Origin of the sequence: Kitasatospora sp. NPDC127111 (assembly GCF_042677465.1) — a bacterium.
Taxonomy (GTDB): Bacteria; Actinomycetota; Actinomycetes; order Streptomycetales; family Streptomycetaceae; genus Kitasatospora.
Genome location: NZ_JBHXTG010000039.1, coordinates 1 through 14,231, shown reverse-complemented (window position 1 = coordinate 14,231; position 14,231 = coordinate 1). Strand labels below are relative to the sequence as shown.

Below are 14,231 nucleotides of genomic sequence, written 5' to 3'. Positions count from 1 at the left end.
TTCCCCGGCGGTCAGAGCCGGTACAGGCGGCGGTCAGAGCCGGTACAGGCGGCGGGCGTTGTCGGCGGCCACCTGGCGGGCCAGGCGCTGCGCGTCGGCCGCCGAGCAGGCGCCGTCCGCCCGCCAGTCGTCCAGCAGGGTGCCCAGGCCGTGCCGGAACTGGGCCGCGCCGACCAGGTACAGCTCGGGCAGCCCGTAGGCGTCGGTGGAGAAGAGCAGCTTGCCGAACGGCGCCAGCTCCAGCATCTCGCCGAGCACGGCGGCCACCCGGGGGCCGGTGTAGGAGGCGGTCAGTCCGAGGTCCGTGTACACCTGCGGGAAGGCCTGGGCCAGCCAGGCGGCCTGCCGGTGGTACGGGTAGCCGTGCAGCAGGACCAGCGGCACCCCGCTCGGCTCGGCGGCCCGCACGAAGCCGGTGAGCAGCGACGGGTCGGCCAGGTGCAGGGTGAGGTCCGGATCGCCGAAGCCGGTGTGGAGTTGGAGCGGCAGGCCGAGCTCGGCGCAGACGTCCAGGGCGGTCCAGAGCAGGTGGTGCAGCAGCACCGGGTCGGTCAGCCGGCCGCGGCCGGCCCGCTGCCACTGCCCTGCGGCGGCCGTGACCGCTCGAACGGCCGGCCGTTCGGGGGGTACCGCCAGGCCGTGCCGGTAGGCCAGCACCGACTTCACCGCCACCGCGCCGGTGGCCGCGGCGGCCAGCGCCTCGCCGACGGCGAGCGGCCAGGCCTCGGCGCCCGTCGGCACCGACTCGGCCACGGACTCCAGCCGGACCACCTCGCGCACCCGGGCGCCGGACGTCTCGGCGAACTCGCTGAGCGGCAGCAGCGGATGGCCCGCCGCCCCGGTCAGCCCGGTGTCCAGCAGGCAGGTGTCCAGCGCGGCGGCGGCGAGCAGTCGGCGGCCGGCCTCGGCGGCGCCCAGCTCGCGCCGACGGGCCAGGTAGTCGGCGGCGGGCGCGTGCCCGGGCAGCCCGAGCGCGGGCGGGCACCACCGGCGGACGGCCAGGCCCAGCGCGCTGTCGAACGGCGAGCAGCCGGGGGCGGGCGGTCGGTCGGACTCGGTGAGCAGTCCCGTCAGGACGTCGTCGTCGAGGTCGGCCGCCACCACGCTGTGGCAGTGGTGGTCGACCAGGGCCGGGACGTCCAGCGAGGCCACCGGTCAGTACCGCCAGCGGGTGGCGGCGACCAGCTGCTCCGGGGTGGCCGAGGCGTACTGCTCGCTCTCCGCCGTCCGGACGGCGAGCACCGCCTCGTACAGCGCCTCGCCGAGCGCCTCGCGCAGCACCGCGGACTTCCGGTACGCCGCGATCGCCTCGGCCGCGCTCGCGGGCAGCCGGGGGACCGTCCCGGGCCCGGCCTCGGCCGGGTCACCGCTGAACTCCGGCGGCAGCGCGAGTCGTTGGTCCACCCCGGCGAGGCCGGCGGCGAGCACCGCGCCGACCGCCAGGTACGGGTTGGCGGTGGCGTCGAAGCACTTGATCTCGGCGTTGGCGGCGGTGGCCCGCTCCCCGGTGGAGCCGGTGACCAGCCGGAGCGCGGCCTCCCGGTTCTCCAGGCCCCAGCACTGGTAGGCGCCGGCCCAGTGCGAGGGCACCAGCCGCAGGTACCCGGCCGGGCTGGAGGAGCCGAGCACCAGCAGCTCGGGCAGCGCGCCGAGCACCCCGGCGAGGAAGCCCTCGGCCTCGGCCGTCAGGCCGTGCGGGCCGGGGCCGCCGCGGGCGAGGTTCCGCCCGTCGCGCCAGAGGCTGAGGTGCAGGTGGCCGCCGTTGCCGACCGAGCCGGCCTCCACGACGGGGGCGAAGGAGGCGCGCAGCCCGTGCCGGGCCGAGACGGCCCGGATCGTCTGGCGGACCAGGACGCTGGTGTCGGCGGCCTCGACCGGCCCCTCGGGGGCGAGCGAGACCTCGAACTGGCCCGGCGCGTACTCGGGGTGGACCTGCAGCACCGTCAGGCCCTGGGCGTCGAGGGCGCGCAGCAGCTCGCGCAGGTAGTCGGAGAGGTCGGTCAGCCGGTGCATGCCGTAGGCCGGACCGGCGGTCGGGTAGCGGGGCTCCTCCTGCGGCTCCCCGGCGAGCGCGACCACCCACTCGACCTCGATGCCGGCCTTGAGGCCGATCCCGCGCTCGGCGGCGGCGCCCGTCATCCGGCGGGCGAACAGCCGCTGGCAGCCCGGGTGCGGGGTGCCGGCCTGGGTGTACCGCTCCCCCGGCGCCCAGGCCCAGCCGGGCTGGGCGGCCAGCGGGACCAGCCGGTCGAGGTCGGGGTAGAGCCGGAGGTCCCCGGTGGGGCCGCCGATCAGCCGGCTGGTGACGATCGTGTCGTCCGCCAGGAAGACGTCGAAGCAGGGCGCCGCGCCGATGCCCCACTCGGCGGCGTGCACCAGCCCGGCCAGCGGGACGGCCTTCACCCGGGCGATGCCGGCGTTGTCCACCCAGGTGACGGCGACCGCGTCGATCCCGGCCGGGCGCAACCGCTCGGCCGCCGCCTGGGCCCGCTCGGCGCGCTCGGCGCGCGGCGGCAGGGCGACGGCGCCGAGCGCGCCGCCGGCGTGGGCGGGGCCCTGGACGGCGGGCCCCGCGGACGGCTCGGCGGCGGGCTCGGCGTGGCCGGCGACGGTTCCGGTGCTCATGTCTCCATGCTGCCCCGGCGGTCTAGAGTGCGGAACTCCCCTATCGGGTGGTTCGGGTGGACACGCGTCCGCCCGTTCACCCCTCCGGGGCGAACAGCGCCACGACGTCGCCCGCGGTGAGCCGCGTCAGGGTGTCCGGTGCCCCGTCCAACGGGCCCGGGTAGAGCCGGTACAGCTCCCCGCCGAGGCCGGCCGGAGCCGGTACGTCGGCGTGCACCAGGGCGGTCAACGCCCGTACGCCCGTGAGTCGTTCGGCCAGCGCGAGGGCGGTGTCGCCGGCGGGCGCGTCCCGCCGCTCGTCGGGCTCGTGCCGGCCGCGCAGCCGCTCGGCGAAGGCGGCCACCGGCTCGTCCGCGCCCCGGCGGTAGACCCGGACCGTGGTGCCCGACCGCTCCCGCACCAGCACCTCGCCGGCGCGGGCGGCGGCGCCCGCCACGGCGAGGTCCCAGAGGGTGGCCCGGGAGCCCTCGGCGAAGTGCGCCAGCACGTCCGCGGCCAGGGCGCCGATCCGGTCCCGGTGCCGGTGGACGTTGTGGAAGCCCCCGGAGGCGCTGGTGTTGAGGTCGGTCCAGGTGTAGGTGCGGCGCGCCAGGTCGACGATCATCGGCACGGACACCTTGGCGTCGCCGGCCAGGTCGAGCCGCTGGCGGACGGCCCTCGGGTCGAAGGTGTCCTTGCGGTACTTCGCCGCCGACGAGCCGTCCAGTGCCATGAAGCCGGCGAAGGCGTCGGCGAGGTCCTCGAACGGGACGTCGTTGTAGCTGAAGACGATCGTCACCGCGTAGCGGGCGCCGTCGGCGGCCAGGGCCGGCAGGTCGAGGTCGACGAACTCGGTGGCGCCGAGCGGCGGCGGGGCCGAGGTGAAGTCGCCGGAGTGCACGGCGGCGCGCCGGCCGTGGACCAGTTGGGTGTAGTCGCAGAGGCCGACGAAGCGCCACTCGTCGTCGTAGAGCGCGACCGAGAGGTCCAGGTCGACGCGCTGGCGCGGGGTCTGCGTCCAGTGCAGGAAGAGCCGGACCCGGCCGCCGGCGGGCAGCCGCTGGACGCTGCCGCGCGGGACGGCGACCAGGGTCTTCGCACTGGCCCGCTCGGCGAAGGGGACGACCAGGTCGGCCAGGCCCTCGTCCAGGACGGCCAGCTCGCGGCGGTCGTGCCGCCCGGCCCGGCGCAGCAGCTCGGCCTCGATCAACGCGCAGACGGGTGCGCTGAGCGCGGCCGGGACCTCGGTGCCCCAGTCGTCGCGGGCGTGCGCCAGCGCGACCCGGCCGCGCGGGAAGTACAGCCGGCGCTCGCCGAGCTCGCGCGGGGCGCGCAGCCGGCCGTACGCGCCGAGCAGCGGGCCGGGGGCGACCTTGCGCAGGGCCGCCGGGAGCGCTTCCGCGAGCGCGGAGGGCAGCGGCTCGCCGGCGTTCCAGAAGGTGTGCACCCGCAGCAGGTGGTGGAGCCGGCGGACCAGCTCGCCCGGGCGGCGGGCCAGCAGCCGGACGGCGGCGGGCACGTCGCCGTCGTCGAGGGCGCGCTCGACCCGGCCGGCGAAGGTGGCGACGACCAGCCGGGTGTGCCCGGCCGGGGTCGAACGGACCCGCAGCGGTTCGGGGGCCTCGCGCAGCCGCGGGCCGAGGCCGTGCAGGTCGAGGTCGCTCTGCCGGAGCACGGCGAAGGCGGCGGCCGCGGTCGGGTGGCGGCGCTGGTGCTCGTACGGGTGGAGCAGTTCGCCGGCCCGCAGCCAGGCCTGGCGGTGCCGGCCGAGGTCCTCGGCGAGGGTGCCGGGCGGGAGGGCGTCCAGGACGGCGAGCAGGTCGCGGCGGAGCGGGCGGGGCAGGTTGCGCAGCCGCAGGCCCTTGGCGGTGGCGGGCAGCAGGTCGGGCTCGGCGCCGGACCAGGCCCAGATCAGCCGCAGCACGTCGGTGGCGGTGGTGAGGTGGGCGGCGAGCAGCGGGCGGACGGCGTCGCGGTCGCGGTGGAGCAGGGCGGCCAGGACGGTGGCGCGGCTCTCCCGGACGGGGATGTCGGCGGGCAGCCAGCCGGCCGGGTCGGAGGGGGCGTACCGGAGCAGCAGCGCGAGGTCCTCGCGGTCCTGCGGGTTCAGCGGGGTGCGTCGCTCCAGCAGCCGGCGCAGCTCGGCGGCGGCGACGGCGGCGGGGTCGTCGCCGTCGGCGAGCCGCAGCGGACGGAGCAGGGCGTCGGCGGTGTGCTCGCGGGCGGCGTTGCGGACGGCCTTGGCGTCCAGCGGGAGGTACTTCTCCGGATCGATCGGGATGTCGCAGAGCGGGCAGTGCCGGTAGCCCTCCAGCTCCTCGTAGCACTCCCCGCAGAGCAGGTGGGCGCAGGGCGCGAGGGCGCCGATGCCCGCCTCGCGCCCGGTGCGGGCGCAGCAGCAGCACGGCTGGTCGGGCTGGTTCAGCAGGAAGGCGCGGATGTGCGCGGAGTAGAGGCTGTGCGCGTGCCGCGGCACCCCGCCGGGGAAGCCGCGGAACAGCGGCTTGTGCTTGCGGTCTGCGCCGAGCGCCGCGTCGACCCGGCGCAGCAGGGCGCCGCCGGCGTCGGCCAGGGCGGCCGGCCGCAGCCGGGCGAGCGCGGCGCGCAGCGGCTTGGTCAGGACGTACCCGCGCTGGGCGAGGTCGGCCTCCAGCACGACCAGCCCTTCGGCGCTCCAGGGCTCCGGCTCCCCCGCGGCCGCCCCGCCCTCGACCACCACGGAGCCGTGCCGCCGCAGCAGCAGCGCGTCGAGGCCGGCGTCGGGTGTGGTGGTGTTCTGCTTCGTCACTGGCGCTCCCCCGTGGATACGACGAAGCGGGGGCGGAGAGTGGGCGCACTCGGTTCATTTACAGTGAAGGAGAAGGAAGCACGCCGCGGAGCCGCCCCCGCGCCGCCCACCCTAGCGAACGCCTCCCGCCCGCCCCGAACGAATTTCCGCGGGCGGGCGTCCGCCCCCTTCCTACCGCTCGGTAACTTCGCTACAGTGACCGCACGCACCACCGTCGGGCTTCGGGAGCCGCACCGACGGGGGTCTGCGTCCGTCGCGTTCGCGGCGGGCGCGTGGTGCGTCCTTCACCGGTCGGTGCCGCGGATCGCGGCGGGGCCGGGCTTCTCTCCTCGTATCAGAGCCGCTTCCTTCACCTCGAGCGCCTGAGTACCACGGCACACCCGCAGCACGGCCGGAGCGGACCGGCGGCTTCGCGGTGGCCGCAACCGTCATCTCCCCAGCCCCGCGCGCGGACCCTCCTCCGGCAGGCGCGTCCGCCGGAGCGCGCGCGGGCCACTCATGACAAGGAGTCAGGACATGGAGCGTCCCTTTCCCACGGTCGCCGTGGTCGGCCTCGGCACGATGGGTGCCGGTGTCGCCGTGGCGGTCGCGAAGAGCGGCCGCCGGGTGATCGGCATCGAGGCCAACGAGGACTCCGCCGCCCGGGCGCTGGCCCGGATCGAGGCGGCGACCGCGCACGCGGTGGCCCGGGAGCGGATCACCGCCGAGGACCGGGCCGCGCTGCTCGCGCGGATCTCGGTCGGCCACGCGCTGGAGGCCGCCGCCGAGGCCGACCTGGTGATCGAGGAGGTGCCCGAGCAGCTGGAGCTGAAGCGGGACGTCTTCGCCCGGCTGGACCGGATCTGCCCGCCCGCGACGGTGCTGGCGACCGGCACCACCGCGCTGTCGGTGACCCGGATCGCCGCCGCCACCGCCCGCCCGGACCGGGTGCTCGGCCTGCACTTCTTCAACCCCGTGCACACCATGAAGCTGGTCGAGGTGGTCCGCACCGTGCTGACCGCCCCGCAGGTGGCCGAGGACGCCGCGGCGCTCGCCCGGGACCTCGGCAAGGAGCCGGTCGCGGCCGGCGACCGGGCCGGCTTCGTGGTGAACGGGCTGCTCTTCGCGTACCTGAACCAGGCCGCCGCGATGTACGAGTCCAAGTACGCCACCCGCGAGGACATCGACGCCGCGATGCGGCTCGGCTGCGGCCTGCCGATGGGCCCGCTGGCGCTGCTCGACCTCATCGGCGTGGACACCGCCCGGACCGTCCTGGAGGCGATGTACGAGCAGTCCCGGGACCGGCTGCACGCGCCCGCGCCGATCCTCGGCCAGCTGGTGTCGGCCGGCCTGCTGGGCCGCAAGTCCGGCCGCGGCTTCTACACCTACGAGGCGCCCGGCTCGTCCAAGCCGGTCGACGCCGCCACCGGGCCGGCGAAGGCGAAGGTGCCGGGCCGCGAGGTGCGCAGCGTCGGCGTCTGCGGCTCGGGCACGATGGCCACCGGCATCGTCGAGGTGTTCGCCAAGGCCGGGTACCGGGTGCTGCTGGCCGCGCGCAGCCTGGAGAAGGCGGAGAACGCCAAGGCCCAGCTGGCGAAGTCGCTGGACCGCTCGGTGGCCAAGGGCCGGCTGACCGAGGAGCAGCGGGACGCGGCGCTGGCGCTGGTCACGCCGGTCGGGCAGTACGCCGAGCTGGCCGGGGTCGACCTGGTGGTCGAGGCGGTCGCCGAGGACCTGGAGGTCAAGCGCGAGCTGTTCGCCACCCTGGACAAGATCGTCAAGCCGGGCGCGGTGCTCGCCACCACCACCTCCTCGCTGCCGGTGATCGCCTGCGCCTCGGCCACCTCGCGGCCGCAGGACGTGATCGGCATGCACTTCTTCAACCCGGCGCCGGCCATGAAGCTGGTCGAGGTGGTCTCCACGGTGCTGACCGCGCCGGACGTCACCGCGACCGTGCTGGAGCTGTGCGCCGGGGTGCGCAAGCACCCGGTGGAGTGCGGTGACCGGGCCGGCTTCATCGTGAACGCGCTGCTCTTCCCGTACCTGAACGACGCGGTGCGGATGCTGCAGGAGCACTACGCGACCGTGGACGACATCGACACCGCGATGAAGCTCGGCTGCGGGTACCCGATGGGCCCGTTCGAGCTGCTGGACGTGGTCGGCCTGGACGTCTCGCTGACCATCGAGAAGGTGCTGCACCAGGAGTTCCGCGAGCCGGGCCTGGCGGCGGCGCCGCTGCTGGAGCACCTGGTCGCGGCGGGCTGCCTGGGCCGCAAGACCGGCCGCGGGTTCCGCGACCACGCGCGCCGATGACCACGCCCTCGGCGGGCGGGCCGGCCCCGGGCGGCGCGGTGCCGTACGGGCCCGCACGACCGGGCTGGAGCCCCGGGTCGGTGTCGGCCCGCTGGCCCAGACCGGCGGTGACCGGCCCGGTCCCACCGGTGCGCCGGGGAAGGCCGGCGGCTCCGGCGCCCGGTGCGTGTAGCGTTCCGGGCATGGATCGGGTTCAGTCAGCCTCCCCGCAGCACGCCGCCGGACCGCGCGGCGCCGACCGGCCTGCCCCCGGCGCCCCCGACGGCGGCCCGGGCGGCCGCCGGGCGGCCGCGCAGCGCCAGCAGATGCGGCAGGACCTGGCCACCGCCGCGATGGAGCTGTTCGCCTCGCAGGGCTACGAGGAGACCACGGTCGACCAGATCGCCGCGGCCGCCGGCGTGGCCCGGCGGACCTTCTTCCGGTACTTCCGGTCGAAGGAGGAGGCGATCTTCCCGGACCACGACGACACCCTGGTCCGGGTGGCCGACCTGCTGGCCAGCGCCGAGCCCGAGGAGCACCCGCTGGACGTGGTCTGCCGGGGCATCAAGGAGGTGCTGCGGATGTACGCCTCCACCCCGGCCGTCTCGGTCGCCCGGTACCAGCTGATCCGTCAGGTCCCGGCGCTGCGCGAGCGGGAGATCGCCGTGGTGGCCCGGTACGAGCGGCTGTTCACCCGGTACCTGCTCGGGCGGTTCGACACCGCCGACGAGATCCCCCCGGGCTGGCAGCGCGGCGGCGAGGACGACTCGATGCTGGCCGAGGTGTCGGCGGCGGCGGTCGTCGCGGCCCACAACCACGTGCTGCGGCGCTGGCTGCGGGCCGGCGGCCGGGGGGACGTGGAGGCGCAGCTGGACCACTCCTTCGAGGTCATCCGGCGGACCTTCTGGGCCTCCTCCGCACCCGGTGCGCGGCGGCGAGGGTCCCTGGTGGCACCCGGTGCCAGTGTGACGGGACTGGAGGCGGCCGCCGCCAGCGCACTGAGTGCCAGCCCCGGAGGTGAGGTGCTCATCACAGTCGCCAGGACCGACGCCCCGCTGGACGTGGTGGTGGACAGCATCCGGGCCGCCCTGACCGGCGCCGGGGAGTCCTGACCGACAGGGTTTCCGCAGTTCAGCGCCGTTTCGAGCGGTTTCGAGGGCCCGTACCGGAGTGCCGGTACGGGCCCTTTTCGCACCCTCGCGCGGCCGCTCGAACAGCGATTTGAATCACCCGAATTGATGACACCCGGTGTCTTTACGAGTGGCACAGGGTGCCACTACCTTGTTACCCACCAGTCAGCGGCGCCGCGGCTCCCCACCTCGGCGCGCCGTCGTCCGGCGCTCCCACACCCCGGGAGCGGTGCCCAGCACGTCACGGGCCACCAGCCAGGCCCACACGCCAGACCACCCACCCACCTCAGCGAAGCCGGTGTCCGCTCCCGGCTCCCCCAGACGCCCTGTGCCCCTCACACAGGTACGCCTTCGGAGGCAGCCATGCAGGAAATCCTCGACGCGATCCTCAGCAACGACGCCACGTCGGAGGACTACGCCGCCATCAAGCTCCCCGAGTCCTACCGGGCGGTGACGCTCCACAAGGACGAGGAGCAGATGTTCGCGGGCCTCGACAGTCGCGAGAAGGACCCGCGCAAGTCCCTTCACCTCGACGACGTCGCCCTGCCCGAGCTGGGCCCCGGCGAGGCCCTGGTCGCCGTCATGGCCAGCGCGGTGAACTACAACACCGTGTGGAGCTCGATCTTCGAGCCGGTCTCCACCTTCGGCTTCCTGGAGCGCTACGGCCGGCTCTCGCCGCTCACCAAGCGCCACGACCTGCCCTACCACGTGGTCGGTTCGGACCTCGCGGGCGTCGTGCTGCGCACCGGCGCCGGCGTCAACGCCTGGAAGCCGGGCGACGAGGTCGTCGCGCACTGCCTCTCGGTGGAGCTGGAGTCCCCGGACGGCCACAACGACACGATGATGGACCCGGAGCAGCGCATCTGGGGCTTCGAGACCAACTTCGGCGGCCTGGCCCAGCTGGCCCTGGTGAAGACCAACCAGCTGCTGCCCAAGCCGAAGCACCTCACCTGGGAGGAGGCCGCCTCCCCCGGCCTGGTCAACTCCACCGCCTACCGCCAGCTGGTCTCGCAGAACGGCGCGGGCATGAAGCAGGGCGACAACGTGCTGATCTGGGGCGCCAGCGGCGGCCTCGGCTCCTACGCCACCCAGTACGCGCTGGCCGGCGGCGCCACCCCGATCTGCGTGGTCTCCAACGAGGCCAAGGCCGAGATCTGCCGCGCCATGGGCGCCGAGGCGATCATCGACCGCTCCGCCGAGGGCTACAAGTTCTGGAAGGACGAGCACACCCAGGACCCGCGCGAGTGGAAGCGCCTGGGCTCGAAGATCCGCGAGTTCACCGGCGGCGAGGACGTCGACATCGTCTTCGAGCACCCGGGCCGCGAGACCTTCGGCGCCTCCGTGTACGTCACCCGCAAGGGCGGCACCATCGTCACCTGCGCCTCCACCTCCGGCTACATGCACCAGTACGACAACCGCTACCTGTGGATGTCGCTCAAGCGCATCGTCGGCTCGCACTTCGCCAACTACCGCGAGGCGTTCGAGGCCAACCGCCTGATCGCCAAGGGCAAGATCCACCCGACCCTGTCGAAGGTCTACTCCCTGGAGGAGACCGGCCAGGCCGCCCTCGACGTGCACCACAACAAGCACCAGGGCAAGGTCGGCGTGCTCTGCCTCGCCCCCGAGGAGGGCCTGGGCGTGCGCGACGAGGAGTTCCGCGCCAAGCACATCGACGCCATCAACCGCTTCAGGAACGTGTGATGAGCGACCAGCAGAAGCGCGACCGCCCCTGGCTGATGCGGACCTACGCGGGACACTCGACCGCGAGCGACTCCAACGCGCTCTACCGGAAGAACCTCGCCAAGGGCCAGACCGGCCTCTCGGTGGCCTTCGACCTGCCGACCCAGACCGGCTACGACTCCGACCACGTCCTCGCCCGCGGCGAGGTCGGCCGGGTCGGCGTGCCGGTGGGCCACGTCGGCGACATGCGCACCCTGTTCGACGGCATCCCGCTCGAACAGACCAACACCTCCATGACGATCAACGCCACCGCGATGTGGCTGCTGGCGCTCTACCAGGTGGTCGCCGAGGAGCAGGGCGCGGACATCGCCAAGCTCACCGGCACCACCCAGAACGACATCGTCAAGGAGTACCTCTCGCGCGGGACGCACGTCTTCCCGCCCGGGCCGTCGGTGCGCCTGATCACCGACATGATCGCCTACACGGTCGGCAACATCCCCAAGTGGAACCCGATCAACATCTGCAGCTACCACCTGCAGGAGGCCGGGGCCACCCCGGTCCAGGAGATCGCCTACGCGATGTGCACCGCCATCTCGGTGCTGGACGCCGTCCGCGACTCCGGGCAGGTCCCGGCCGAGCGGATGGGCGAGGTGGTCGCCCGGATCTCCTTCTTCGTCAACGCCGGCGTGCGGTTCGTCGAGGAGATGTGCAAGATGCGCGCCTTCGCCCAGCTCTGGGAGAAGGTCACGCTGGAGCGCTACGGGATCCAGGACGCCAAGCAGCGCCGCTTCCGCTACGGCGTCCAGGTCAACTCGCTGGGGCTGACCGAGGCCCAGCCGGAGAACAACGTCCAGCGGATCGTGCTGGAGATGCTCGCCGTCACGCTGTCCAAGGACGCCCGCGCCCGGGCCGTCCAGCTGCCGGCCTGGAACGAGGCGCTCGGCCTGCCCCGCCCGTGGGACCAGCAGTGGTCGCTGCGGATCCAGCAGGTGCTCGCCTACGAGTCCGACCTGCTGGAGTACGGGGACATCTTCAACGGCTCCGAGGTGATCGAGGCCAAGACCGCCCAGCTGCTGGCCGGCGCCGAGGCCGAGATCGCCAAGGTGCTGGAGATGGGCGGGGTCATTCCGGCCGTCGAGTCCGGCTACCTGAAGTCCAACCTGGTCGCCTCGCACGCCGCCCGCCGGGCCCGGATCGAGTCCGGCGAGGACAAGATCGTCGGCGTGAACTGCTTCGACACCACCGAGGAGAGCCCGCTCACGGCCGACCTCGACACCGCGATCATGGTGGTCGACCCGGCCTCCGAGCAGTCCGTGCTCGCCGCGCTGGAGAAGTGGCGCGGGCAGCGCGACGAGGCCGCCGCCCAGACGGCGCTGGCCGAGCTCAAGGCCGTCGCCGCCACCGACGCCAACCTGATGACCGCGACGCTCGCCTGCGCCCGTGCCGGGGTCACCACCGGCGAGTGGGCCTTCGCCCTGCGCGAGGTCTTCGGCGAGTACCGGGCGCCCACCGGCGTCGGCGGCGCGCCGGTCGCGGTGGCGGCCGAGCCCGGAGGCGAGCTGGCCGCGGTCCGCGAGGCGGTCGCCGCGACCGCCGCCGAACTGGGCACCGGCAAGCTGCGCCTGCTGGTCGGCAAGCCCGGCCTGGACGGGCACTCCAACGGCGCCGAGCAGATCGCCGTCCGGGCCCGCGACGCCGGGTTCGAGGTGGTCTACCAGGGCATCCGGCTCACCCCGGAGCAGATCGTCTCCGCCGCCGTCGCGGAGGACGTGCACTGCGTCGGCCTGTCGATCCTCTCGGGCGCCCACTCCGAGCTGGTGCCCGACGTCCTGCACCGGCTGCGCCGGGCCGGGGTGGAGGATGTCCCGGTGATCGTGGGTGGCATCATCCCGGCAGCGGACGGCGAGGCCCTGAGGGCCGCCGGCGTCGCCGCCGTGTTCACCCCGAAGGACTTCGGCATCACCACCATCATCGGCCGGATCGTGGACGAGATCCGGCTGGCCAACAGGCTCCAGCCGTGGACGCCCGCACCCGCGACGACCAGCTGACCACTGGAAGGAACAGAAGCACCCTCATGACTACCTCCCACCCGTCGCCCGTTCCGAGCGGCTCCGCCGCCGCCTTCAACCGTCTGCGCCCGCGCCGCTCCTGCCTCGCCGTACCGGGCAGCAACCCGCGCTTCCTGGAGAAGGCCCAGGGCCTCCCGGCCGACCAGGTCTTCCTCGACCTGGAGGACGCCTGCGCCCCCCTGGTCAAGGAGAGCGCCCGGCACAACATCGTGGACGCGCTGAACAACGGCGACTGGGGCAAGAAGACCAAGGTCGTCCGGGTCAACGACTGGACCACCCACTGGACGTACCGCGACGTGATCACCGTCGTCGAGGGCGCCGGCCCGAACCTCGACTGCATCATGCTGCCGAAGGTCCAGGACGCCGAGCAGGTCAAGGCACTCGACCTGCTGCTCACCCAGATCGAGAAGACCATGGGCTTCGAGGTCGGCAAGATCGGCATCGAGGCGCAGATCGAGAACGCCAAGGGCCTGATCAACGTCGACACGATCGCCCAGGCCTCCCCGCGGCTGGAGACCATCATCTTCGGCCCGGCCGACTTCATGGCCTCGATCAACATGAAGTCCCTGGTGGTCGGCGAGCAGCCGCCCGGCTACCCGGCCGACGCCTACCACTACATCCTGATGCGCATCCTGATGGCCGCCCGCGCCAACGACCTGCAGGCCATCGACGGCCCGTACCTGCAGATCCGCAACCAGGAGGGCTACCGCGAGGTGGCCGGCCGCGCCGCCGCGCTCGGCTTCGACGGCAAGTGGGTGCTCCACCCGGACCAGGTCGCCGCCGCGAACGAGATCTTCTCGCCCTCGCAGGAGGACTACGACCACGCCGAGCTGATCCTCGACGCCTACGACTGGTGCACCTCCGAGGCCGGCGGCGCCAAGGGCTCCGCGATGCTCGGCGACGAGATGATCGACGAGGCCAGCCGCAAGATGGCCCTGGTCATCGCCGGCAAGGGCCGCGCCGCGGGCTTCCAGCGCACCTCCAAGTTCGAGCCCCCGCAGGCCTGAGACACCAAGGACCACTGAGATGCAGTTCGGACGCACCTACGAAGAGTTCGAGGTCGGCGCGGTCTACAAGCACTGGCCCGGCAAGACGGTCACCGAGTACGACGACCACCTCTTCTGTCTGCTCACCATGAACCACCACCCCCTCCACATGGACACCAACTATGCGGAGAAGACGACGGACTTCGGCAAGAACGTCGTGGTGGGCAACTACGTCTACTCGCTGCTGCTGGGCATGTCCGTCCCGGACGTCTCCGGCAAGGCGATCGCCAACCTGGAGATCGAGTCGCTGCGGCACGTCGCGCCGACCTTCCACGGCGACACCGTCTACGGCGAGACCACCGTCCTCGACAAGTGGCCGTCCAAGTCCAAGGACGACCGCGGCATCGTCTACGTCGAGACCAAGGGGTACAAGCAGGACGGCACGGTCGTCTGCATCTTCCGCCGCAAGGTGATGGTGCCGACCGCGACGTACATCGAGGAGCGCGGCGGCGAGCAGCCCGGCCGCCCCACCCCCTCCGCCTGACCCCCGCCCCACAGGACCCCGGACGGGCAGGCCGCCGTCATCGGCCGAGCCCGACCCGGTACCGGGGGCGCCCCGGGAGCCCCGCCCCCGGGGCCCCCCCCGGGGCCCCCCCGCGGGGGGCCCCGCCCCCCCCCCCCCCCCCCCCAGAGTGGGGCCCCC

9 protein-coding genes are annotated in these 14,231 nt (G+C 73.9%); 6 read left to right on the top strand and 3 right to left on the bottom strand.

Annotation, left to right across the window (positions count from 1 at the left end):
• Window positions 1-33: 33 nt before the first annotated feature.
• The 3 genes from ACFVHB_RS22905 to ACFVHB_RS22895 form a co-directional block, all read right to left on the bottom strand.
• Entirely contained in the window at window positions 34-1,152 is a 1,119-nt protein-coding gene (locus ACFVHB_RS22905; RefSeq protein ID WP_380325210.1) for an amidohydrolase family protein, read from the bottom strand.
• A 3-nt stretch (window positions 1,153-1,155) separates the two neighbouring features.
• Entirely contained in the window at window positions 1,156-2,625 is a 1,470-nt protein-coding gene (locus tag ACFVHB_RS22900) for a glutamine synthetase (protein ID WP_380325207.1), read from the bottom strand.
• A 76-nt stretch (window positions 2,626-2,701) separates the two neighbouring features.
• Window positions 2,702-5,392, bottom strand: a complete 2,691-nt coding sequence (locus ACFVHB_RS22895) for an MXAN_6230/SCO0854 family RING domain-containing protein (RefSeq protein WP_380325204.1) — start codon at window positions 5,390-5,392, stop codon at window positions 2,702-2,704.
• A gap of 516 nt (window positions 5,393-5,908) precedes the next feature.
• Between ACFVHB_RS22895 and ACFVHB_RS22890 the strand changes: the two genes are divergently transcribed.
• The 6 genes from ACFVHB_RS22890 to ACFVHB_RS22865 all read left to right on the top strand — a co-directional run bounded on the left by ACFVHB_RS22890 (window position 5,909) and on the right by ACFVHB_RS22865 (window position 14,072).
• On the top strand, window positions 5,909-7,684 hold the full coding sequence (locus ACFVHB_RS22890; RefSeq protein WP_380325201.1) for a 3-hydroxyacyl-CoA dehydrogenase family protein: 1,776 nt from the start codon (window positions 5,909-5,911) through the stop codon (window positions 7,682-7,684).
• Between the two features lie 182 nt (window positions 7,685-7,866).
• Window positions 7,867-8,775 carry a TetR family transcriptional regulator gene (locus ACFVHB_RS22885; RefSeq protein WP_380325198.1) on the top strand — a complete coding sequence of 303 codons (909 nt, stop codon included), beginning with the start codon at window positions 7,867-7,869 and terminating at the stop codon, window positions 8,773-8,775.
• Between the two features lie 381 nt (window positions 8,776-9,156).
• Window positions 9,157-10,494: a crotonyl-CoA carboxylase/reductase gene (gene ccrA, locus ACFVHB_RS22880; RefSeq protein WP_380325195.1), complete on the top strand. Its 1,338-nt coding sequence runs from the start codon at window positions 9,157-9,159 to the stop codon at window positions 10,492-10,494.
• Window positions 10,494-12,521: a protein meaA gene (locus tag ACFVHB_RS22875; RefSeq protein ID WP_380325192.1), complete on the top strand. Its 2,028-nt coding sequence runs from the start codon at window positions 10,494-10,496 to the stop codon at window positions 12,519-12,521. Before ccrA ends, ACFVHB_RS22875 begins: the two co-directional genes overlap by 1 nt.
• Window positions 12,522-12,547: 26 nt before the next feature.
• Window positions 12,548-13,549, top strand: a complete 1,002-nt coding sequence (locus ACFVHB_RS22870; protein WP_380325189.1) for an HpcH/HpaI aldolase/citrate lyase family protein — start codon at window positions 12,548-12,550, stop codon at window positions 13,547-13,549.
• A gap of 19 nt (window positions 13,550-13,568) precedes the next feature.
• Window positions 13,569-14,072: a MaoC family dehydratase gene (locus ACFVHB_RS22865; RefSeq protein ID WP_380325186.1), complete on the top strand. Its 504-nt coding sequence runs from the start codon at window positions 13,569-13,571 to the stop codon at window positions 14,070-14,072.
• Window positions 14,073-14,231: the final 159 nt, after the last annotated feature.